A 21,227-nucleotide genomic window follows, 5' to 3' on the forward strand; every position below is an offset into this window, starting at 1 on the left:
CTCGCAGGTGGTCCTGCATCGAACCGCCGCGGCGCGCGGAATACCGCAAAAACAAACCCCGCCACGGCGGCGGGGTTTGTCAGCAGTCCCAGCCCGGACAACGGTCCGGGCGTTCTTGTTGAGCAGGCGGTCGTCCCGCCCGCCCTTTGACGTCAGAACCCCGTGCTGATCGACGCAAGCGCAGCGAAGGGCGAGGCGATCGTATAGGTCGGCGCGGCCGGTGTGATCTTGGCCCCATTGGTCGCCGTGGTGCCAAGGGCGGTAACCCGCGGGCTGGACACCGAGCCCAGATACCGGTTGTCCGAGATATTCTGCAGGTTCAACTGGATATGCGGGCTCTTGAAGAAGCCCCAGTCGCGGAAGCGATAGCCGACCGAGATGTTCATCCTGACATAGCCCGGAATGGACTGGTCGTTGATGAAGGTCGAATATTGCCGGGCAACGTATTTGAGGTTGAAGCTGCCATATTCATGGCCGTTATCGTAATCCAGCCCGAACCCGAACTGATATTTCGGCGCCTGCGGGGCGACCTTGCCCTTCGTCGCGGCGGCGCCCGACGTCGTGTAGGTCTTGGTTCCGACTTTTATGGTTGCCGTATCCACGAGGTTGCTGTCGGTCCGCGCGTCGAGATATTCGGCCGAGAAGTAGGGGCGGATATTATAGAGCGGCCGCGTGCCGATTTCGAAATCCACGCCGTTGCTGTGCGCGCCACCCGCGTTCAGGTTCGTCGTCCAGTAGTTGGCCGGATTCTCCGGATCCACCGTGGTCTGCGAATACAGGCGGTTGGTGAAGTTGTAGTGGAAATAGCTCAGCGAGGACGCCACGAGCGGCCCCTGGTAGCGCCAGCCGAATTCCTCGGAAATCGAGATTTCCGGCCTCACCGTGCTGGAACCATGCGTGCTGTAGCCGCCGTTGCTGTAATAGGTGCCGGCGTCATACAGGCCGTAATTGGCCGGCTCGCGGAAGTTGGTCGACACCGACGCGAAGAGCTGGTTCTCGTTGTTGACCTTGAAGCGGAAGGCCGCCGTCGGCAGCGCCGTGGCCCAATGCTGCGTGATATACGGGCCGGTCGAGGTATCCGGCAGGTTGTTCTTTCCACGCCGCGAAACGATCGCGTATTTCAGCCCCGCATCGATCGTCAGGCGGTTATGAAACAGCGACAGCGTATCGCCGATGAACGGAACATGGATCGTCGTCTGGGTCACCGAATCGCGATACTGGGCGGTCATCCCGTTGGACAGCACCAGATGCGGGCCGCCACCCCACACATCCACCGGGCTGCCGTCCGGCGCGATCATGCCATAGGGGCTGGTCATCATCTGCTTCGAATATTCGAACCAGTAGCCGATCATCAGCCGGTTCACGCCATTCGTCAGCGTCACCTTGGTCACGCTGCCCGGACGATAGGTTTCCGTGATCGTCGGACCATATAGCAGGATATCGTTGGCGGCCCCCTTGGCGCTGGAACTGGTATAGCCGCCGATCGATCCGGTTACCTTATGCGATCCATATTGCTGGCTTGCCAGATTTTCCGAATAGGCGCTGCCACGGCCACCGTCGCCGTACCAGAAATATGGGGTCTCGGTCAGCACAAGGTGATTGGTCAGCGTAAAAGTCGAGGGTGCGCTGGCATAGATGTTGGTGAACGGATTCTGGTTCAGCTTGTAGTAATTATAGTTCGCGGCCGTGACGGTGTCCTGGGGCGACTTGTAGACGGTCGGCAGGTTCGTCCCCGTCCATTGCGACGCATAGACGGTATTCGAAACCGTGGCGCCGTTCGCGTCCTTGCTGGTCGCGATCGGGCCACCCATGACGCCGATGCCGTATTTCTTCCAACTGGACATGTTGACGGTGGGGAAAGCGCTGCTGACACCCGTATTGCCGACGATGGCCAGCGAGATGCGGTTGCCCTGCCCCCAGTCATTCACCACCTTCATTTCGGCATGCTTGCGGCTGGAATGGCCCGGGCCGCGCCACATATCCTGCTCCGCATCCGAGAACGAGAAATAGGCGCGCATATTGGTATTGCCGATCAGGCCGGTATCGATGCGCAGAAAGCCCCGGGTGGCGCCATAGGACCCATAGGTAAAGTCCGTCCTGCCGCCGAACCTCTTCTTGGGGTCGATCATGTACATGTTCACCGCCCCGCCCGTGGCGTTGATCGACGGGCTGTCCAGGTCGGCCGACCCCTGCTCCAGATGGACGGTGCGCAAATTCTCGGAATCCACGATCTCCTGCGGATATACCTGGAAACTGCCGATATCGTTGATGGGAAAGCCTTCGAGGGTGAAGCTTATCTGCGCCTGGGTCATGCCGCGCACGGTCATGTTGCCACCCGTCAGGCCCAGCGGATCGCTGTCCGAGGTGTTCACGCCCGGCAGAAGCTGGATCAACTGCATGGGGTTCAGGCCGGGCGCCTGCTTTTCGATATAGTCGCGCGTGATCGTCGATACCGATTTCGGCGCGTCTTCCTTCACCATCAGGCCGCCCCCCAGGGCCTGACGATTCACGCCGTCGGAATAGGTATGGCCGACGATATCCACGTCTTCGTTACGGACGTCGGTCGGTGCCGTGGCCCCCAGCATGGACGGCTCGGCCTGCGTCTGGTCCTGCCCCTGGTTCCCGGTGCCCTGCCCCTGGACCGATCCAGCGGCGCCGGGCGCAACGGGCACCGCCGGCGCCGTCGCCTGGGCCAGCGCGTGAGACGTCAGAATCGTCGAACAACACAAGGCAGCACAAATCGAACGAAAACGCATGGAATCCCCCCCTCGCCCGCGTGACGAAAGCGTCAAATGCTGTCCGCGCGGTCAGTTTGTTACAGGTTCATCCTATAATGAAATTTCCTTCACTTTCCATCCATTCATTACGAAATTCACTCAATTTTCCAAAAAAATATTCGGCAACATACATAAATTGAAATAAATATCTATACAGACAAAATAAAACGCACCACCATTAGAGAAATGGTGGAGACCTCTATCGGGCCTGAACGGCCCATTATCGACGGCCCATCACGCGCCATAGCCATATGGAACGATCAAGTAACGATATTGCGCCACAAAGGCAGCGTCGGCTTTTTTTCAGCCCAGCCATTCCTATGCTGCAAGGCAGGCGCAATCTGTCCGGCGCATCCCGTTCTTGTCAACGCACTTCCTGACCGATCGCACAACAAATCGCCGACCTTGGCATCTTTGCAACAGTGTGGTTACACGCGCCTTCGGCGCACAAAAAAAACCCCGCCGCGCACGCGGCGGGGTTTCCCCGATTACCAAGGAAGGCCGGACGATCAGCGGGGCGAGAGCACCATGATCATCTGACGGTTTTCGAGCTTGGGCATCTGCTCGACCTTCGCCTGCTCGTCCATTTCGGTCCGGATGCGTTCCAGCACCTTGATGCCCAGATCCTGGTGAGCCATTTCGCGCCCGCGGAATCGCAGCGTCACCTTGACCTTGTCGCCCTCGCCGATGAACGACTTCATGGCGCGCATCTTCACCTGATAGTCGTTCTCGTCGATATTCGGCCGGACCTTGACCTCTTTGATCTCGATGACCTTCTGCTTCTTTCGGGCCTCGTTCCGCTTTTTCTGCTGCTCGTACTTGAACTTGCCGTAGTCGAGGATCTTGGCGACCGGCGGTTCGGCGTTCGGGCTGATTTCCAGCAGGTCGAGGCCGACGGCATAGGCACGGCCCAGCGCGTCCCGCGTGGCCATCACACCCAGCATTTCCCCATCGGCATCGATCAGACGCACCTGGGGAACGCGGATTTCCTCATTGACACGGGGGCCCTCGCGGTTAGGCGGAGTGGGCATCGGGGGTCTGGCTATGGTCGGCTCCTGTATTTGTCTTCGCGCCCGGACACCCCGTCACCCGCCCCGCCGGGACAGGGGTACGAGGGGTTTTTCCCGAGCCTGCCGTTTCTGACGCAAACCACCCGCCCAGATCAAGCATTCTCGTCGCATGGCGGTTCGATTCAGCCATGCGCCGCCAGCAGGCAACCCGGGCCAGCCCTGCGTAAGACGTCCTTATCCCTCGCGAATCTGCGCCGCGCGCCGCAGGTCCGGCGGCAGGGCTTCCTGCACCAGACCGTCCACCGCCGCGTCCAGCGACAGGATCTCCTGCGCCGCGCCGCCCAGCCGGCGCATCGCGACCGTGCCGTCCTCGGCCTCCTTGCGGCCCACCACCAGGATCACCGGCACGCGGGCCAGGCTGTGCTCGCGCACCTTGGCGTTGATCTTGTCGCTGCGGGTGTCGGTCTCGACCGTCAGGCCGGCCTCGCGCAGTTCGGCCGCCACCTGCTCGGCATAGGGCGCGGCGTCGGTGACGATCGAGGCCACCACCACCTGCACCGGCGCCAGCCACAGCGGGAACCGGCCGGCATATTGCTCGATCAGGATGCCGAGGAACCGCTCGAACGAGCCCAGGATGGCCCGGTGCAGCATCACCGGGCGATGGCGGGCGCTGTCCTCGCCGATATAGCTGGCGTCCAGCCGCTCGGGCAGCACGTAATCGACCTGCATCGTGCCGCATTGCCAGTCGCGGCCGATGGCGTCGCGCAGCACGAATTCCAGCTTCGGGCCATAGAACGCGCCCTCGCCCGGATTGTGCTCGTACTCCACCCCGGCCAGGCGGCACGCCTCGACCAGCGCCGCCTCGGCCTTGTCCCAGCTCTCGTCGCTGCCGGCGCGCTGCTCCGGCCGGTCGGCGAACTTCACGCGGAAACTGTCGAAGCCCAGGTCGGCATAGACTTCGGCCAGCATCGGCACGAAGCGCGCGATCTCGGCCGCGACCTGGTCCTCGGTGCAGAAGATGTGCCCGTCATCCTGCGTGAACCCCCGCACGCGCATGATGCCGTGCAGCGCCCCCGAGGGCTCGTAGCGGTGGCACCCCCCGAATTCCGCCATGCGCAGCGGCAGCTCGCGGTAGGAGCGCAAGCCGTGGCGGAAGATCTGCACATGGCACGGGCAGTTCATCGGCTTCAGCGCGAGGGTCTTGTCCTCGTCCTCGACCGTCGCGACGAACATGTGCTCGCGATATTTGTCCCAGTGGCCCGAGGCCTCCCACAGCGAACGGTCGACGAGCTGCGGGGTGCGCACTTCCTCGTAGCCGCCCCGCACCTGGGCGCGGCGCATATAGTCCTGCAACACGGTATAGAGCCGCCAGCCCTTGGCGTGCCAGAACACCTGGCCCACGGCTTCTTCCTGGATATGGAACAAGTCCATCTCGCGGCCGATGCGGCGATGGTCGCGGCGCTCGGCCTCCTCCAACTGCACCAGATAGGCGTCCAGCTCCTTCTGGTCGCGCCAGGCGGTGCCGTAGATGCGGGTCAGCATCGGGTTGCGGTGGTCGCCGCGCCAGTAGGCCCCGGCCACCTTCATCAGCTTGAAGGCGGTGCCGATGTCGCCGGTGCCGCGCATATGCGGGCCACGGCACAGGTCCAGCCACTCGCCCTGGCGATAGATCGAGATCGGCGCGCTCTCCGGCAGGTCGCGGATCAGCTCGGCCTTGAAGCGCTCGCCCCTGTTCTCGAAGAAGCGGATCGCCTCGTCGCGGGGCCACACCTCACGCGCGAAGGGGGCGTTGGCCGCCACGATCTCGCGCATCCGGGCCTCGATGGCCGGAAAATCCTCGGGCGAGAAGGGCTCGTTGCGATAGAAATCGTAATAGAAGCCGTTCTCGATCGACGGTCCGATCGTGACCTGGGTGCCCGGCCATAGCGACTGCACCGCCTCGGCCAGCACATGGGCGGCGTCATGGCGGATCAGTTCCAGCGCCGCCGCGTCCTTGCGGGTGATGAAGCGCACCGACGCATCGTCCGCGATCTCGCGCGACAGGTCCATCTCCACCCCGTCGACCACCATCGCCAGGGCGGCGCGGGCCAGCCCCGGCCCGATCGCCGTCGCCACCGTCGTCCCCGTCACCGGCCCATCGAAATGGCGAACGGATCCGTCAGGCAGGGTGATGGCAGGCATGATGGCGATGCTCCGATAAACAGGAAGAGCCTGTAATGGCGTCAGGCGACCGAGGCCGCAACCCTCTCCACACTCAGAAAGGCCAGATCGTCGGCCCGCAGCACCCGCACCTGCCCCGGCGCACGGCCCTGCGGCGCGGTGCGGGCCGGCTCGCTGTCGCGCGAGAACAGCACCGTGCTGGGGCACCCCATGGCGGCGGCCAGGTGCATCGGTCCCGTATCGTTGCCCACCGCCAGCGCCGCGCGGGCCGCCAGTCCCGCCAGTTCACCCAGGCTGGTGCGGCCCGTCAGGTCCATCGCCCCGGGGCAGGCGGCGCGGATGATCGCCGCCAGGCCGGCCTCGCCCGCCGTGCCGACGATGACCGGCGTCACGCCCCGCGCCGCCAGCAGGCGGGCCAGGGCGCCGAACCGCTCGGCGGGCCAGCGCTTGGCCGGCCGGTGCGGGGCGGCACCCGGCACCAGCAGGGCATAGGGCGCCGCCAGCACCGGCCCACCCCCGGCGAGCCAGGACAGGTCGGGGTCGGGCACATGGTCGATCCCGGCGCGGCGCAACTGGTCGCGCTGGCGGGCGCGGGTATGCATGAAATCGCGCTGCGGGTTGTCATGCGGCCAGCAGGCCCCGGCCGCGATCCCCGACCAGCGCGGCCGTCCGGCCAGCCGGAAATAGCGCGACGACCGGCCGGAGGTCTGGAGATCGTACACCGCGTCGAACCCGCCCATCAGCCGGCGCAGCCGCGCCAGACCGCGCAGGTCCCGCCATGCGGGCCGCGAATCCACCACCACATGGTCGAACCACGGGGCGGCCCGCATCAGCGGCGCGAACGGGGCGGTGGTCATCAGGGTGATGTCGGCATCGGGATGATGCGCGCGGATCGCCGCGAAGGGCGCGAAGGCCAGGACGAGGTCGCCCAGTGCCCCAAGCTTGATCACGAGAACGCGGGTCATGCCCCCTGATTAATCCAGAACATCCCGCCAGAACATCCCGGATGCGAACAACACCGCGCGGCATCCCATCGGCAGGGACTGCCAGGACGGAAGAACGGGGGGATGAAAGAGCACCGGGAACGACGGATAGCCCGGCACCGCCCCCTGCGCCGAGACATGTCGGTCACAATCGGGGCAGCACCGGGAAAAGGGACGGCAGCGAACGCACGCCCTTCTTCATGAAGGTTTCCGCTTCTTCTTGGTTCTTCTTGTTCTTCTATCTTCTTGGAGGCGCTTCGGCCCCTTGGCCATCCTCATAGCACAGATGACATGCCTGTCCATGTTACACGATCACATTTCACGCGATCGTGATAATCGCACGGAAGCGGTGCCGAGCGGCCGATGCGCGGACGGCCCTTTCATGCTAGACGGGCCCTATGGACATGCCTGCCGCCCGCCCTGTCATTCTTCAGGTTCTGCCCGCGCTCGACGCCGGCGGAATCGAACAGGGCACGATCGACATGGCCCAGGCGATCACGCGGGCCGGGGGCGTGGCGCTGGCGGCCTGCGCCGGGGGGCGCATGCTGCCGCGCCTGGGCCATGCCGGCGGCCAGCACGTCCCGCTGGACCTGCGGTCCAAGAACCCGGTTTCGATCCTGCTGAACGCGCGGCGGCTGGCGCGGGTGATCCGCGCGCGCGGCGTGCATCTGGTCCATGCGCGCTCGCGCGCCCCGGGCTGGTCGGCGGCGCTGGCCTGCCGGCTGGCGGGCGTGCCGCTGGTCACCACCTGGCACGGCGTCTATCGCGAGACCGTCCCGGGCAAGCGCCGCTACAACGCCGTCATGGCGTCGGGCCGGCGGGTGATCGCCATCAGCGCCTTCATCGCGCGGCGCCTGGCCCGCGACTATCGGGTGGGGCCCGACCGGCTGCGCGTGATCCCGCGCGGCGCCGACACCACGCGTTTCGACCCCGCCGCCGTGCGCGGCCCGCGCATCCAGGCGCTGGCCGAGCAATGGGGCCTGCCCGAGGGCGCGGCGGTCATCATGCTGCCGGGCCGGCTCACCCGGTGGAAAGGCCAGACCCTGCTGCTGGAGGCCCTGACCCGCCTGGGCGCCGACGGCGGATGCGACCGTCCCTTCGTCTGCGTCTTCGTCGGGCCGGGCCGCCGGCGCGACCGGTTCGGCGACAGCCTGAAACAGATGGTGCAGGCCCGTCCTGCCCTGCGCGGGCGGGTCTTCTTCGCCGGCCACTGCACGGACATGCCGGCGGCGCTGGCCATGGCGGACGTCGTGGTCGTGCCCTCGCTGGAGCCCGAACCGTTCGGCCGCGTGGTGGTCGAAGCCCAGGCGATGGGGCGCCCCGTCGTGGTCGCCGCCCATGGCGCGGCGATGGAAACCGTGATGGACGGAGAAACGGGCCTTCTGGTGCCGCCGGGCGACGCCGACGCGCTGGCAACGGCAATCGGCACCATGCTGCGCCTGACGCCGGAACAGGCCGCCACCCTGGGAGCCGCCGCCCGCGCCCATGTCCTGGCCCATTATACGACCGAAGCGATGCAGCACGCGACCCTGGCGGTCTATGATGAAATCCTGGGCTCCAGCCTGGCCGACTGGTTCGCCTGGCAGACGGCCCAGCCCGCCGACGACCCCTCCCATGCCCCCACCGACCGACAGGAAGCGAGCGTACAGACCCATGGCCAATGACCCCTTCCGCGCCGCGCCCGCGCGCAGGCCCCCCACGCCGCGCCTGGTGTCATGGGCCCAGAGTGCCGCCCTGTTCTGCTTCGGCGCCAGCATCCTGCTGGAAGTCGGACAGTCGCAATGGCACTGGCCGCTCCTGGGCCGGGGCTGGCCCATCCTGGGGCTGGATATCGCCGGCGCGCTGCTGATGGCGGCCTCGCTGGTCCTGTTGTGGGCCACGCGCCGCCGCGGCCGCTGATCCTTCAGTCGACGGAACCCCTGTCATGACCACCGACCCTTCCCCTCCCCAGACCAAGGTCGAAAAGGCCGAGATCGCGCGGCAGGCGCGCCTGGCGCGCGAGGCCGCGGCCCTGCGGGCGAATCTGCGCCGCCGCAAACAGCAATCCCGCGCCCGCGCCGAGACCGCCGCCGGCGAAACGGCGCCCGCGCCCGCCCCGGGCACGACAAACGGCGCGAGTTGATTGCGGTCGGGCCCGGCCTTCGCTAGTGGTCTGGGCGGATACGGGAGGCGACTCGCCCCTCCACGCGACGCAAGGGACCCCATATGCCCATTATGCCCGATAGCTGGATTCGACGCATGGCCCAGGAGGGCGGGATGATCGAACCCTTCGTGGAACAGCAGAAGCGCGAGGGCGTGATTTCCTACGGCCTGTCGTCCTACGGCTACGACGCCCGGGTGGCCGAGGAATTCAAGATCTTCACCGATGTCGACAACGCCCTGGTCGACCCCAAGGATTTCGCGTCCAACAGCTTCGTCACGCGTACGGGGCCGACCTGCATCATCCCGCCCAACAGCTTCGCCCTGGCGCACACGATCGAATATTTCCGCATTCCGCGCGATACGCTGGTGGTCTGCCTGGGCAAATCGACCTACGCCCGCTGCGGCATCATCGTGAACGTGACCCCGCTGGAACCGGAATGGGAAGGCCAGGTGACGATCGAGATCAGCAACACCACCCCGCTCCCGGCGCGCATCTACGCCAACGAGGGCATCTGCCAGTTCCTGTTCTTCCAGGGTGCCTCCCCCTGCGAGGTCAGCTACGCCGACCGCGCCGGCAAGTATATGGGCCAGCGCGGCGTCGCCACCCCCCGCATGTAGGAGACCCGTCATGGATCGTTTCATCATTCACGGCGGCCACCGGCTGCGCGGCGACATCGTCATCGGCGGCGCCAAGAACGCGGCGCTGAAGCTGCTGGTCGCCGGCCTGCTGACCTCGGAGCGGCTGGTGCTGCGCAACGTGCCGCGCATCGCCGACATCACGACCATGCGCCGCCTGCTGGAACAGCACGGCGTGACGGTCGAGGACGTGGAGGGCGACGGCGGCACGCTGGCCGTCGGCGGCACCATCACCAACACCGTCGCCCCGTACGACATCGTGTCGCAGATGCGCGCCTCGATCCTGGTGCTGGGCCCGCTGCTGGCCCGCTGCGGCGAGGCCCGCGTGTCGCTGCCCGGCGGCTGCGCCATCGGCACCCGCCCGGTGGACATGCACCTGAAGGGGCTGGAGGCGCTGGGCGCCGAAATCGCGCTGGAAGGCGGCTATATCAACGCCCGCGCCCCGCGCGGGCTGGTGGGTGATCGCATCGTCCTGCCCTTCGCCTCGGTCGGCGCCACCGAGAACCTGCTGATGGCCGCCTGCCTGGCGCGCGGGCGGACCGAGATCATCAACGCGGCGCGCGAGCCGGAAATCGCCGACCTCGTCGCCTGCCTCAACGGCATGGGCGCGCGCATCACCGGCTCGGGCTCCGGCACGCTGACGATCGAGGGGGTCGAGGCCCTGCACGGCACCACCCATCGCGTGATGCCCGACCGGATCGAATGCGGCACCTATGCCTGCGCCGCCGCCATCACCGGCGGCGAGCTGCGCCTGCTCGGCGGCCGGGTCGACCATCTGGGCGCGGTGGTCCGCACGCTGGAGGAAGCCGGCGTGGAAGTGTTCCAGGAGGACGACGCCCTGCGCGTCCGCCGCACCGGGGCCCTGCGCGGCGTGGACATCATGACCGAGCCCTATCCCGGCTTCCCCACCGACATGCAGGCCCAGTTCATGGCCCTGCTGTCGGTCGCGGAAGGGGCCTCGATGGTCACCGAAACGATCTTCGAAAACCGCTTCATGCATGTCCCGGAACTGAACCGCATGGGCGCGCGCATCAACGTCCACGGCTCATCGGCCATCATTCGCGGCGTGCATTCGCTCTCGGGCGCCCCCGTGATGGCGACCGACCTGCGGGCCTCGTTCTCGCTCATCCTGGCCGGACTGGCCGCGCATGGCGAGACGATCCTGAGCCGGGTCTATCATCTGGACCGCGGATACGAGGCCGTGGAGCGCAAGCTGGCGCAATGCGGGGCGCAGATCGAGCGGGTGCGGGAATGATGGAAGGCGGATGCCTTTGTCGCGCTGTACGCTATATCGCCGAGGGCGAGCCGACCAGCAGCGGTATCTGCCATTGCGAAACCTGCCGGCGCGCCGGTCGAGTACAGCTCTTCACCCGGTGTCATCCGGAGTTTCTGCGGCCGATGCGGGTCACCCCTGACCTATCGCCGGAATGACGCGCCCGGCGAATTGGACATCATGACCGTGAGCCTGGATAATCCGCGCCTCGTTCCGCCCAGCTTCCACGTCTGGACGGACGACGCTCTCGACTGGGACTGGAACACGGAGACTCTCACACGCTACCCGCGCTCCCGTAACGGATAAGCTGGAGCAATGGCGGGGTCCGCTCCCCCGCGCACCAGGAAAACCCCCCGACAGAATCAGAGTTTTTTGGTTCTTTTTTGCAAAAAAGAACCCTCACCCCCGGCCGGCAGCGCAATGACGCCCCCCACGAATGCCACGGCGACTCCCAGCGCGACCGGGTGAAACACGCCCATCAGGACCAGCGCCCCGCATGCCGCCAGCAGGGCGAAAGCGGGCACATAGGGAAATCCCGGCACTTTCCACACCAGATGCGCGCTGCCATCGCGCCGGCGCAGCCTGAACAGGCTGGCCATGGTCAGCACATAGACGATCAGCGCGCCGAATACGGATAGCGTCACCAGCGAGGCCGTCAAAGACTGGCCACCGAAACTGGCGAAATCGTCGCACAGAATGGCGACGATGCCGATCGCGCCGCCCGCCAGGGTCGCCACCCACGGCGTGCCGAGCCGGGGGTGGCGACGGGCGAGCAGGCGCGGCAGGCCGCCGTCGCGGGCCAGGGCATAGATCTGCCGCGAATAGCCCATGATGATGCCGTGCAGCGAGGCGACCAGCCCGAACAGGCCGAGCCAGACCAGCATATGCACATATCCGCTGTGCGGCCCGACGACGATGCGCATGGCCTGCGGCAGCGGGTCGTTGCGGTCGGCCAGCGCGCGCCAGTCGCCCACCCCGCCGGCCAGGACCATGACGCCTAGCGCCAGCGCGACCAGCGTGAAGATCGACGCGACATAGGCCAGCGGCAGGGTGCGATGCGGGTCGCGCGCTTCCTCCGCCGTCAGCGCCACGCCCTCGATGGCCAGGAAGAACCAGATGGCGAACGGCACGGACTGCGCGATGCCGCCGAAGGCCGCGACCGACAGGTGCCCGCTGCCCGCCCAGCCGCCGTCGGTGAAGCGCGCCAGCGAAAATCCGGGCCAGACGACGGCCATGAAGACCAGAAGTTCGATAATCGCCGCCACCGTCACGAACAGTTCGAACCGCGCGGCCAGATGCACGCCCGCGATATTCAGCGCCATGAACGCGCAGAACGCGCCCGCGGCGGCCATGGTCGGCGACAGAAAGGGATATTGCACATGCAGATACGCCCCGATCGCCAGCGCGATGGCCGGCGGCGCGAAGACGAATTCCATGACCGAGGCGATGCCCGCGACCAGCTCCGCCCGCCGCCCGAACGCGGCGGTCACATAGACGAAGGGGCCGCCCGCGCGCGGCATGGCGGTCGTCAGTTCGGTATAGGAGAAGATCAGCGACAGGTACATCAGCGCGACGGCGAGGGTCGCCACCAGGAAGCCGAGCGTGCCGGCACTGGCCCAGCCATAGCTCCAGCCGAAATATTCGCCCGAGATGACGAGCCCCACCGCGATGGCCCACAGATGGACGATGCCCAGATGACGGGGCAGCGCGTCTGCTTCGCGGGTCATGGCGCGGCGGGCGGCAGTCGGGCGGACATGCTGTCATCCTTGAGGGAAATGCCGCTGCGGCCCAGCGCACGAGCGCCGCGCAGCAGCCATCCGAGGCGAAAGGCGGCCTCGTCATGGTCCATGCCGCCATGGGCATGGATGTTCGAGATGCAGTTGCGTTCGGAATCCATGCGGCCGACCTTCGGGTCCCACGTCAGATAGAGGCTGAGACTGTCGGCGGCGCTCAGGCCCGGCCGCTCGCCGATCATCATGACGACGCAGCGCGCGCCGATCCGCTCCCCGATCTCGTCTCCCAGCGCGACCCGCGCATTATGCGCGACGATGACGGGCCCGATGGACCAGCCCGGCAGGGCCGCGCGCGCCGCCTCCAGCACGCCGGGCGCCTGCCGCGCCGCCGCCAGCGCCGAAAGCCCGTCGGCGATGACGAACAGGACGTCGCACGGCGCACAGGGCAGGCGCTCCGCGTCCGGCGCGGCCAGCCGACGGCCCAGATCCGGCCGGCGCACGAACACGCCGCGATCCGGCGCGCGGCTCCGCACCGCGATAAATGGCGCGCCGAGCGCGAGGCGGGCCGGATCGAGCGTGGCATGGACGGCCCGGCGGGCCTGGGCATGCGCCGCCTGCAACGCGCGCACATCCGCCCCCGCCAGCGCGTCGCCGGCCCGACCGAGGCCGATGCGGGCATGCGTCAGGCCGCGCAGTGTGGCCCACGGGTCGCGGGCAAGATCGGGCGCGCGCGCCTCAGTCACGGGCATCCATGAATCCGGGCAGCGCCAGCGGCACGTTGGCGTTCAGGCGGCGCCTGCCGTCCAGCAGGGCCATCCGTTCCAGCCACTGTTCGAATTCGGGGGCCGGCGCGACGCCATAGACCGAGCGGACGGTCAAGATGTCGTGGTAGGAGAGGCTCTGGTAGTTCAGCATCACGTCATCGCCTCCCGGCACGGCGATCAGGAAGTTCACGCCCGCCGCCGCCAGCAGCATCATCAGGTCGTCGCTGTCGTCCTGGTCGACTTCCGCATGGTTGGTGTAGCAGACGTCGCAGCCCATCGGCAGGCCCATCAGTTTGCCACAGAAATGATCCTCCAGGCCAGCCCGGATGATCTGCTTGCCGTCATAGAGATATTCGGGGCCGATGAAGCCCACGACCGTATTGACCAGCAGCGGCGCGTATTCCCGCGCCACGGCATAGGCGCGCACTTCCAGCGTCTGCTGGTCCACCCCGAAATGCGCGTCGGCCGAAATCGCGGCCCCCTGCCCGGTCTCGAAATACATCACGTTGTCGCCCACGCTGCCGCGTCGCAGGCTCCGCGCCGCCTGGTGCGCCTCGTCCAGCAGCGCCAGCGACACGCCAAAACTCTCATTGGCGCGCTGGGTGCCGGCGATCGACTGGAACACCAGGTCGACCGGCGCCCCCCGCTCGATCATCGCCAGCGTATTGGTGATATGGGTCAGGACGCAGCTTTGCGCCGGGATGTCGTAGCGCTGGCGAACGTCGTCGAGCATCCGCACCAGCACCATGCCGGCCTCGATGGAGTCGGTCGCCGGGTTGATGCCCAGCACCGCGTCGCCCGCGCCCAGCAGCAGCCCATCCAGCAACGCGGCGGCGATGCCGCGCGCATCGTCGGTCGGATGATTGGGCTGGAGGCGCGACCCCAGCCGCCCCCGCAGCCCCTGCGTGTTGCGGAAGGCGGTCACGACGCGCGCCTTGCGGGCGACCGCGATCAGATCCTGGTTGCGCATCAGCTTGCTGACCGCCGACACCATTTCCGGCGTCAGGCCCCGCGCGACCGCCGCCAGCGCGGCCTCGTCGGCCTCGTAGCCCAGCAGCCAGTCGCGCCATTGCCCGACCGTCATATGCGCGATCGGCGCGAAGGACGCGGCATCATGCCGCTCGGCGATCAGGCGCGTGACGTCGCACAGCTCATACGGAACGACCGTTTCGCGCAGGAAGGCCCGCAGCGGCACGTTCGCCAGCGCCTCCCGCGCCGCCACCCGCTCGACCGGATCGGCCGCCGCCACGCCCGTCAGTTCGTCGCCCGACCGCAGGGGCGACGCCTTGGCAAGCAGGGCGCGCAGGTCGTCGAACCGATACCGTTCGCCCTGGAGGGTCGCATGGAACACCATATGAACACCATCCATCATCGCGGGGGCAGCCGGCATGGTAGGCGTCGCCCGCCCGGCGCGGCAAGCGCGGCCCTTCCTGTCGGGGGGCGGAATGTGATAAGGCCCCAGCGCACCTGGCGCCTGGACGCGGCACTGGCGGCCCCGCCGCCACCGCCCGGGGGCGCGCTTGTAGCCGGAGTTCGCATGACCGCCCCAGTTCAGGACAGGACGCCCCCCGAGACGCCACAGGACACGAAGCTGGTCCTCGCGCTGCCCAAGGGGCGCATCCTGAAGGCCGCCGCCCCGCTGCTGGCCGGCGCGGGGATCCTCCCCGCCTCCGACTGCCTGGACGAGGGCAGTCGCCGCCTGCGTTTCCCCACCGACGACCCGGCGCTGGACGTGGTGCGCGTGCGCTCGTTCGATGTCGCGACCTTCGTCGCCTTCGGCGGCGCGCAACTGGGCATCTGCGGCGCCGACGTGCTGATGGAATTCGACTATCCCGAAATCTACGCGCCGCTGGACCTGCGCATCGGCGCCTGCCGCGTCTCCGTCGCCCGCCCCAAGGGCCAGGGCGAGGGTGACAACCCCGCCCGCTGGTCGCGGGTGCGGGTCGCCACCAAATACCCGGCCATCACCCGCCGCCATTTCGCGGCGCGCGGCATCAATGCCGACATCGTGCATCTGCATGGCGCGATGGAACTGGCCCCGGTGCTGGACCTGTCGCACCTGATCGTCGACCTGGTCGATACCGGCTCCACCCTGCGCGCCAACGGGCTGGAGGAAACCGAGACGATCGCCACCGTCACCAGCCGGCTGATCGTCAACCGCACGGCGCTGAAGACCCAGCCGGAGCGGATCGGCGCGCTGATCGCCCGCTTCCGCCAGGCGCTGGCCGCCCCCGCCACCGCCGAGACCCTGCCCGCATGAAACGCCTCGACAGTACCCAGCCCGATTTCCGCGCCGGCTTCGCCCGCCTGCTGACCGACCGCGAAGGCGATACCGCCCGCGTCGATGCGCCGGTGGCCGAGATCCTGGCCCAGGTGCGCGCCGAGGGCGATGCCGCCCTGTGCGCCTATACCGAGCGGTTCGACCGCATGCCGATCACCCCCGACCGGCTGCGGGTGACGGAAGCCGAAATCGAGACCGCCTGCGCCCAGGTCTCGCCGGAACTGCTCCAGGCGCTGGACCTGGCCGCCACGCGCATCGAATCCTTCCATCGCGCCCAACTGCCCACCGACCTGCGCTATACCGACGCCGAGGGCGTGGAACTGGGCATGCGCTGGACACCGCTGGATGCCGTCGGGCTGTATGTGCCCGGCGGCACGGCGGCCTATCCGTCCTCGGTACTGATGAACGCGGTACCGGCGCGCGTGGCGGGCGTGGAACGGCTGGCCATGTGCGTGCCGACGCCCGACGGCGTGCTGAACCCGCTGGTGCTGGCCGCGGCCCGCCGCGCCGGGGTCAACGAGATCTATCGCGTCGGCGGGGCGCAGGCGGTGGCGGCGCTGGCCTATGGCACCGCCACCATCCGGCCGGTGGACCGCGTGGTCGGCCCCGGCAACGCCTATGTGGCCGAGGCCAAGCGCCAGGTCTTCGGCCGGGTCGGCATCGACAGCATCGCCGGCCCGTCCGAGGTCGTGGTGGTGGCCGACGCCGGCACCGACGCCCGCATCATCGCGCTGGACCTGCTGGCGCAGGCCGAGCATGACGCCCTGGCCCAATCGATCCTGATCACCACCGACCCCGCCCTGGCCGACCGGGTGGCCGAGGCGGTCGCGGCCGAACTGCGCACCCTGCCGCGCGCCGCCATCGCCGGCGCAAGCTGGGCGACACATGGCGCCATCATCGTCGTGCGCGACCTGGACGAGGCCGCGTCGCTGATCGACGAGATCGCGCCCGAGCATCTGGAACTGCTGCTGGCCGAGCCCGCGCCGCTGTTCGCGCGGGTGCGCCATGCCGGCGCGGTGTTCCTGGGCTATCAGTGCGCCGAGGCGATCGGCGATTACGTGGGCGGCCCCAACCATGTGCTGCCGACCAGCCGGACGGCGCGCTTCGCCTCCGGCCTGTCGGTATTCGACTTCCTCAAACGCACGACTTTCATCGGCGCCGGCCCCGACGCCTTGCGGCGGATCGGGCCGGCGGCGGTGGCCCTGGCGCGGGCGGAAGGGCTGGATGCCCATGCCCTGAGCGTGTCGGCCCGGCTGGACGCGCAACGCATGGGCACGGACAAAGCTTGACCGCGGCCCCGACAGACCGCACATATCCGCCTGCATTTCATCCGCCCGGCCGCTGGACCGCCCCAATAGGACGGCCCAGCGGCCACGCCTGCTTCCTTTCTTCCGGCCCGACGCCGGCCAACCAGCATGATCGAAGGATACAATGTCGAAAGAAGACATGATCGAATTCAGCGGTACGGTCACCGAACTGCTGCCCAATGCCATGTTCCGCGTGAAGCTTGATAACGAGCACATGATCCTGGCCCACACCAGCGGCAAAATGCGCAAGAACCGCATCCGCGTGCTGGCCGGCGACCGGGTGAATGTCGAAATGACCCCGTACGATCTCACCAAGGGTCGCATCACGTTCCGCTTCAAGTAAGGCACACGCCTGTGTCGGACAGTGCCACGGGACCGGGACTGGTCCTGGCTTCCGCCTCGCCGCGCCGCCGCGACCTGCTGGCGCAGATCGGACTGGTCCCCCGGCGGATCGTCGCCGCCGACCTCGACGAACAGCCCCGCGCCGGAGAACTGCCCCGCCCCTATGCCGAGCGTCTGGCGCGGGAGAAGGCCGAGCATGTGGCGGCGATGCTCGACGAGCCCGCCCTGGTCCTGGGCGCCGACACCGTGGTCGCGCTGGGCCGCCGCATCCTGCCCAAGGCCGAGGACCGGGAGACCGCCCGGCGCTGCCTGTCGATGCTGTCCGGCCGCCGCCATACCGTGCTGACCGCCATCGCCCTGCGCCCGACCGCCGCCTGGGCCGAAGGCCGGGCCGCCGAGCGCACGGTCGTCAGCACCGTCACCTTCTCCCGCCTGACAGAGCGGCAGATCGAAACGCTGCTCGATGCCGGGGACTGGGAGGGCAAGGCCGGGGGCTATGCCCTGCAAGGCCATGCGGCATCGCATATCCGCTTCCTGTCCGGCTCGCCCTCCGCGGTGATCGGCCTGCCGCTGTTCGAGGTCGGGCAATTGCTGCGCGGCCAGAAAGGGGCCTGGCTGCCGTGACCGCGCGGATCCTCGCCGCCAGCGCGCCGGGCGAGATCCGCATCGCGGTCACCGATGCCACCGGCCTGCGCGATTATGCGGTGTGGCGGCCCGGCTGGCCCGACGGGGTCGGCGATCTGCATCGCGGTCGCGCCGGCGCGCGGCTGACGGCCATGGGCGGCACCTTCGTCGACCTGGCCGACGGCGCCTCCGGCTTCCTCCCCGACTCGGCCGCGCCCGGCCCGCTGGCCGAGGGCGACCCGGTGCTGGTACGCATCGTGCGCGCCGCGCAGGACGGCAAGGGCGCACGCCTGTCGGCGACCGGCCCGACCCTGCCGCAAGGACAGAGCCTCGCCGGGCCGCCCGCCCTGCTGACCCGTGGCCCCACGCCGCTGGAGGCCCTGGCCGCCGCATGGCCCGACGCACCCATCGTCATCGACGACGCCGCCATCGCGGCCCGCCTGCCTGCCCCATTGCGCGGTCGCGTACAGCGCGACCGGCGCGCCTTCGATGCCGAAACCGAAGCCGCCCGCGCCGCGCTGGCCGACGCGTCGGTGGCCCTGCCGGGTGGCTTGCGGGCCACCATCACCCCCACGCCGGCCCTGGTGGCCATCGACATGGATGGCGGCACGGCGAGCAGCGACCGGCGCGCCAAGCAGACGGCGCAGTTCGCCGCCAATCGCGACGCCCTGCCGGCGCTGCTGCACCAGGTCCGCCTGCGCAACCTGTCCGGCGCCATCGTGATCGATGTCGCGGGCCTGGCCATCCGCAAGCGCCCCGCCCTGCGCGAGACGATCGAGACCGCCTTGGCTCAAGACCCGCTGCGCCCTCGCTTCCTCGGCTTCAGCGCCCTCGGCCTGGCCGAGATCATGCGCCCGCGCATCCACCCGCCGTTGCACGCGCTGCTGTCGGATGCGGCGGGCCGGATGATATGGATGCTCGATAGCTGGTCGCGCCAGGTCTCCGGCCAGCCCGGCCCAGCACCAGGACTACGCGTCGGCACCGATCTGGCCCGGGCGCTGGACCATGATCCAGGCGCCATCGCCGACACCACCCGCCTGTCGGGCCACCAGCCCGCCTGGCGGCTGGACCCGTCCCTACCCCCTCTGAGCTGGACGCTCGACCATGCCTGATCCCACCAGCCCGCCCGCCCCGCCGTCCCGCCTGCCCCCCTGCCCGATCTGCGGCCGGCCGGGTGAAGCGGCATTCCGCCCCTTCTGCTCGAAGCGATGCAGCGACATCGATCTGGGCCATTGGTTCTCGGAACGGTACCGCGTGCCTGACCGGGACGAAGACGGACAAAACTTCGACGAAAACAATCCGAGACGGGTTGATCCCGATGACGAGGTGGGATAGATCACACCCCCACGGCGGCCCGATCCCGATCGTCCCGCCCGCGCCGGTCACGGCCCGGTGCCCAAGTAGCTCAGTTGGTAGAGCATGCGACTGAAAATCGCAGTGTCGGTGGTTCGATTCCGCCCTTGGGCACCACGCATTTTCTTTTCCCTTCAATTTCAATAGTTTGTGGGCTGTTTTTGCCCCACTGCACGGCGTTCTCGCCTAAGTGGGACATTTCGCCCTTGCGATCCGCTGCCTGAAGCCGGGCCAGCGCGCTTTGCGCCAGCCGCTTCTGATCCGCGCCGAGGGTGTACCGCTGCACTTCCTTGAGCGAGCGATGACCGGTCACGGCCGCGATTTCGTGGATGGAGCAACCCAGTTCAGCCAGGCGCTTGGCCGCCGCCTTGCGCAGGCGACGCGCAATGAGGCAGTCCGGCTTCGTTGCACCATTCACGGAATTTGTTGCCGAAGCTCTCCGCCGTGTAGGGCGTGCCACGCTCCGACAGAAGGAATGCCTGCCCGCTGCCCGCGCTGGGCGTCGCGGCGACGATCCGCGCCAGTTCCGGCAACATGGGCAGGGTCAGCGTGACGGGCTTGCTGCGCCCGTTCTTCACCTGGGTGAAGGTCAGCAAGCCGCCATGCAGGTGACGTGGCCCCAGCCGCACGACATCGCTCCGGCGCTGGCCGGTATAGAGCAGCAGCGCCATCGCGAGGCGCGCCTTGCTGCCGACAGGATGGGCCGTCTCGTATTGCTCGACCTCGGCCGGCGTCCATGAATGGAAGCCCTCGCCGCCCGAGCGGATATATTCGACCTCTCGGGCCGGATTGCCCTGCACCAGGCCGGCCAGAACCGCATGCTTGAAGACGGCCCGGAGCGCCTTGACGATCGCGTTGCCTGCCTCGGGCTTGTCGGGCTTCTGGTCGCGCAATTTGCGGATATGCTTCGGTTCCATCTGGTCGGCAGGCCAGTCACCACAGCGTTCGCACAGGCCGTCCAGGATCAAGCGCCTGACATGGCGTGTCCGGGCCTCCAGTCGCGCGGCTTCCGGAGAGCGGTGATAACTCACGCACAAGGCCCGAAGGCTCCCATCGACAATGACTGGCCGCACCGGCTCACGGGGCAGGATTTCGCCGTTCATCGCCCGACGATACTCGCCGTCAAATTCTTCCGTTCCCGGCATGCACCGAAGCCGAATCTTCGATTGGCCCGGCCGGCGCAGATAAAGGCGCACGTTTCCATGCCGATCCGTGTCCTCGACCACATAGCGATAGCGACGGCGGACCTCGATCATTTCAGCAGTTCATCCCACGGGTTGATGCCGGTGCCGGCCGCGCGCGCGGCGGTTTGCCCCCACTTGCGGTCAAGCGCCGCCATGGCGTCGGCCAAGTCTCGCCGATCCCAAATGACGCGCCGGAAGACCCTCTTGCCCTTGGGCATCAGACCTTCCTGCACCATGCGATCGAACGTAGCTTCGCCCACGCCAATGACGTCTCACAACCTGACATGCGTGACGTCGTGCGCGATCATGTTGTCGAGCATCTGGGGGCTGCCGACGCGGTGCTGGTGGTCGACGAGACCGGTTTTCTCAAGAAGGGCTCCGCATCGTGCGGGGTAGGACGGCAATATACCGGGTCTGCGGGCAAGATCACGAATTGTCAGATTGGCGTGTTCGCAGCCTATGTTTCTGACAAGGGGCACGCATTTCTCGATCGGGCGCTGTATCTGCCGAGGGCCTGGACGGAAAAGCCCGAGCGGTTGACGGCAGCTCTCCCGCCTCCCGGTTTTTTGAGACACCCGATAAACACGTGAGACATGTGCGGAGGTGTCACGATGAGGAACGACCTGAAGAACGACGCGAAACGACCGGGGCATGGTGG

General features: G+C 67.8%; 22 protein-coding genes, 1 tRNA gene and 1 pseudogene. 15 read left to right on the plus strand and 9 right to left on the minus strand.

What is annotated here, in order from left to right:
• Window positions 1–152: 152 nt before the first annotated feature.
• From HLH48_RS11490 to HLH48_RS11505, 4 genes are all read right to left on the minus strand, one after another.
• Window positions 153–2,756: a TonB-dependent receptor gene (locus HLH48_RS11490; protein WP_182997642.1), complete on the minus strand. Its 2,604-nt coding sequence runs from the start codon at window positions 2,754–2,756 to the stop codon at window positions 153–155.
• Window positions 2,757–3,286: 530 nt separating this feature from the next.
• On the minus strand, window positions 3,287–3,808 hold the full coding sequence (gene infC, locus HLH48_RS11495) for a translation initiation factor IF-3 (RefSeq protein ID WP_182997643.1): 522 nt from the start codon (window positions 3,806–3,808) through the stop codon (window positions 3,287–3,289).
• A 213-nt stretch (window positions 3,809–4,021) separates the two neighbouring features.
• The gene (thrS, locus tag HLH48_RS11500; RefSeq protein ID WP_182997644.1) at window positions 4,022–5,968 is read right to left on the minus strand and encodes a threonine--tRNA ligase; all 1,947 of its coding nucleotides are present in this window, start codon (window positions 5,966–5,968) and stop codon (window positions 4,022–4,024) included.
• Window positions 5,969–6,009: 41 nt separating this feature from the next.
• Complete coding sequence (locus HLH48_RS11505; protein WP_182997645.1) at window positions 6,010–6,912, minus strand: glycosyltransferase family 9 protein; 903 nt, start codon at window positions 6,910–6,912, stop codon at window positions 6,010–6,012.
• A 416-nt stretch (window positions 6,913–7,328) separates the two neighbouring features.
• Here HLH48_RS11505 and HLH48_RS11510 point away from each other — a divergent pair, with 416 nt between their 5' ends.
• The 7 genes from HLH48_RS11510 to HLH48_RS23780 all read left to right on the plus strand — a co-directional run bounded on the left by HLH48_RS11510 (window position 7,329) and on the right by HLH48_RS23780 (window position 11,287).
• Window positions 7,329–8,594 (plus strand): glycosyltransferase family 4 protein, encoded by a 1,266-nt coding sequence (locus HLH48_RS11510; protein ID WP_182997646.1) that lies wholly within the window; start codon window positions 7,329–7,331, stop codon window positions 8,592–8,594.
• Window positions 8,584–8,829 (plus strand): hypothetical protein, encoded by a 246-nt coding sequence (locus tag HLH48_RS11515; RefSeq protein ID WP_182997647.1) that lies wholly within the window; start codon window positions 8,584–8,586, stop codon window positions 8,827–8,829. Before HLH48_RS11510 ends, HLH48_RS11515 begins: the two co-directional genes overlap by 11 nt.
• Window positions 8,830–8,854: 25 nt before the next feature.
• Window positions 8,855–9,052 carry a hypothetical protein gene (locus HLH48_RS11520; RefSeq protein WP_182997648.1) on the plus strand — a complete coding sequence of 66 codons (198 nt, stop codon included), beginning with the start codon at window positions 8,855–8,857 and terminating at the stop codon, window positions 9,050–9,052.
• Window positions 9,053–9,135: 83 nt separating this feature from the next.
• Window positions 9,136–9,690 (plus strand): dCTP deaminase, encoded by a 555-nt coding sequence (gene dcd / locus HLH48_RS11525; RefSeq protein ID WP_182997649.1) that lies wholly within the window; start codon window positions 9,136–9,138, stop codon window positions 9,688–9,690.
• 10 nt (window positions 9,691–9,700) lie between these two features.
• The gene (gene murA, locus HLH48_RS11530) at window positions 9,701–10,963 is read left to right on the plus strand and encodes a UDP-N-acetylglucosamine 1-carboxyvinyltransferase (RefSeq protein ID WP_182997650.1); all 1,263 of its coding nucleotides are present in this window, start codon (window positions 9,701–9,703) and stop codon (window positions 10,961–10,963) included.
• Window positions 10,900–11,139 (plus strand): GFA family protein, encoded by a 240-nt coding sequence (locus HLH48_RS23920; protein ID WP_456305410.1) that lies wholly within the window; start codon window positions 10,900–10,902, stop codon window positions 11,137–11,139. Before murA ends, HLH48_RS23920 begins: the two co-directional genes overlap by 64 nt.
• Complete coding sequence (locus HLH48_RS23780; RefSeq protein ID WP_373320264.1) at window positions 11,036–11,287, plus strand: GFA family protein; 252 nt, start codon at window positions 11,036–11,038, stop codon at window positions 11,285–11,287. The genes HLH48_RS23920 and HLH48_RS23780 overlap by 104 nt, the downstream gene beginning before the upstream one ends.
• A gap of 56 nt (window positions 11,288–11,343) precedes the next feature.
• Here HLH48_RS23780 and eat read toward each other — a convergent pair whose 3' ends face one another.
• The 3 genes from eat to HLH48_RS11550 are packed head-to-tail and all read right to left on the minus strand — an operon-like array spanning window position 11,344 to window position 14,832.
• Window positions 11,344–12,708: an ethanolamine permease gene (eat, locus tag HLH48_RS11540; protein WP_182997651.1), complete on the minus strand. Its 1,365-nt coding sequence runs from the start codon at window positions 12,706–12,708 to the stop codon at window positions 11,344–11,346.
• The gene (gene eutC / locus HLH48_RS11545; RefSeq protein WP_182997652.1) at window positions 12,705–13,463 is read right to left on the minus strand and encodes an ethanolamine ammonia-lyase subunit EutC; all 759 of its coding nucleotides are present in this window, start codon (window positions 13,461–13,463) and stop codon (window positions 12,705–12,707) included. Before eutC ends, eat begins: the two co-directional genes overlap by 4 nt.
• A complete protein-coding gene (locus HLH48_RS11550; protein ID WP_182997676.1) occupies window positions 13,450–14,832 on the minus strand; it encodes an ethanolamine ammonia-lyase subunit EutB in 1,383 nt (460 codons plus the stop codon). The genes eutC and HLH48_RS11550 overlap by 14 nt, the downstream gene beginning before the upstream one ends.
• Before the next feature lie 183 nt (window positions 14,833–15,015).
• On the opposite strand from HLH48_RS11550, the gene hisG reads away from it, so the two are divergent.
• The 7 genes from hisG (at window position 15,016) to HLH48_RS11585 (ending at window position 19,502) form a co-directional block, all read left to right on the plus strand.
• A complete protein-coding gene (gene hisG, locus HLH48_RS11555; protein ID WP_182997653.1) occupies window positions 15,016–15,738 on the plus strand; it encodes an ATP phosphoribosyltransferase in 723 nt (240 codons plus the stop codon).
• Window positions 15,735–17,048 (plus strand): histidinol dehydrogenase, encoded by a 1,314-nt coding sequence (gene hisD, locus HLH48_RS11560; protein WP_182997654.1) that lies wholly within the window; start codon window positions 15,735–15,737, stop codon window positions 17,046–17,048. The genes hisG and hisD overlap by 4 nt, the downstream gene beginning before the upstream one ends.
• A 142-nt stretch (window positions 17,049–17,190) precedes the next feature.
• Complete coding sequence (gene infA, locus HLH48_RS11565) at window positions 17,191–17,409, plus strand: translation initiation factor IF-1 (protein ID WP_182947577.1); 219 nt, start codon at window positions 17,191–17,193, stop codon at window positions 17,407–17,409.
• 11 nt (window positions 17,410–17,420) lie between these two features.
• Entirely contained in the window at window positions 17,421–18,032 is a 612-nt protein-coding gene (locus tag HLH48_RS11570; RefSeq protein ID WP_182997655.1) for a Maf family protein, read from the plus strand.
• A complete protein-coding gene (locus HLH48_RS11575) occupies window positions 18,029–19,144 on the plus strand; it encodes a ribonuclease E/G (protein ID WP_182997656.1) in 1,116 nt (371 codons plus the stop codon). Before HLH48_RS11570 ends, HLH48_RS11575 begins: the two co-directional genes overlap by 4 nt.
• Entirely contained in the window at window positions 19,137–19,367 is a 231-nt protein-coding gene (locus HLH48_RS11580) for a DNA gyrase inhibitor YacG (protein WP_182997657.1), read from the plus strand. Before HLH48_RS11575 ends, HLH48_RS11580 begins: the two co-directional genes overlap by 8 nt.
• A 59-nt stretch (window positions 19,368–19,426) precedes the next feature.
• A tRNA-Phe gene (locus HLH48_RS11585) sits at window positions 19,427–19,502 on the plus strand.
• 227 nt (window positions 19,503–19,729) lie between these two features.
• On the opposite strand, the gene HLH48_RS11590 is transcribed toward HLH48_RS11585, so the two are convergent.
• A complete protein-coding gene (locus HLH48_RS11590) occupies window positions 19,730–20,641 on the minus strand; it encodes a tyrosine-type recombinase/integrase (protein ID WP_182997658.1) in 912 nt (303 codons plus the stop codon).
• Entirely contained in the window at window positions 20,638–20,829 is a 192-nt protein-coding gene (locus tag HLH48_RS11595; RefSeq protein ID WP_182997659.1) for a hypothetical protein, read from the minus strand. The genes HLH48_RS11590 and HLH48_RS11595 overlap by 4 nt, the downstream gene beginning before the upstream one ends.
• On the opposite strand from HLH48_RS11595, the pseudogene HLH48_RS11600 reads away from it, so the two are divergent.
• Window positions 20,797–21,126, plus strand: a pseudogene (locus tag HLH48_RS11600) (transposase); the annotation flags it as partial. The gene HLH48_RS11595 and the pseudogene HLH48_RS11600 sit on opposite strands and share 33 nt — an antisense overlap.
• Between the last annotated feature and the right edge of the window lie 101 nt (window positions 21,127–21,227).

The sequence above is a fragment of the Gluconacetobacter sacchari genome, assembly GCF_014174255.1.
In the GTDB taxonomy this organism is placed as follows: domain Bacteria; phylum Pseudomonadota; class Alphaproteobacteria; order Acetobacterales; family Acetobacteraceae; genus Gluconacetobacter; species Gluconacetobacter sacchari.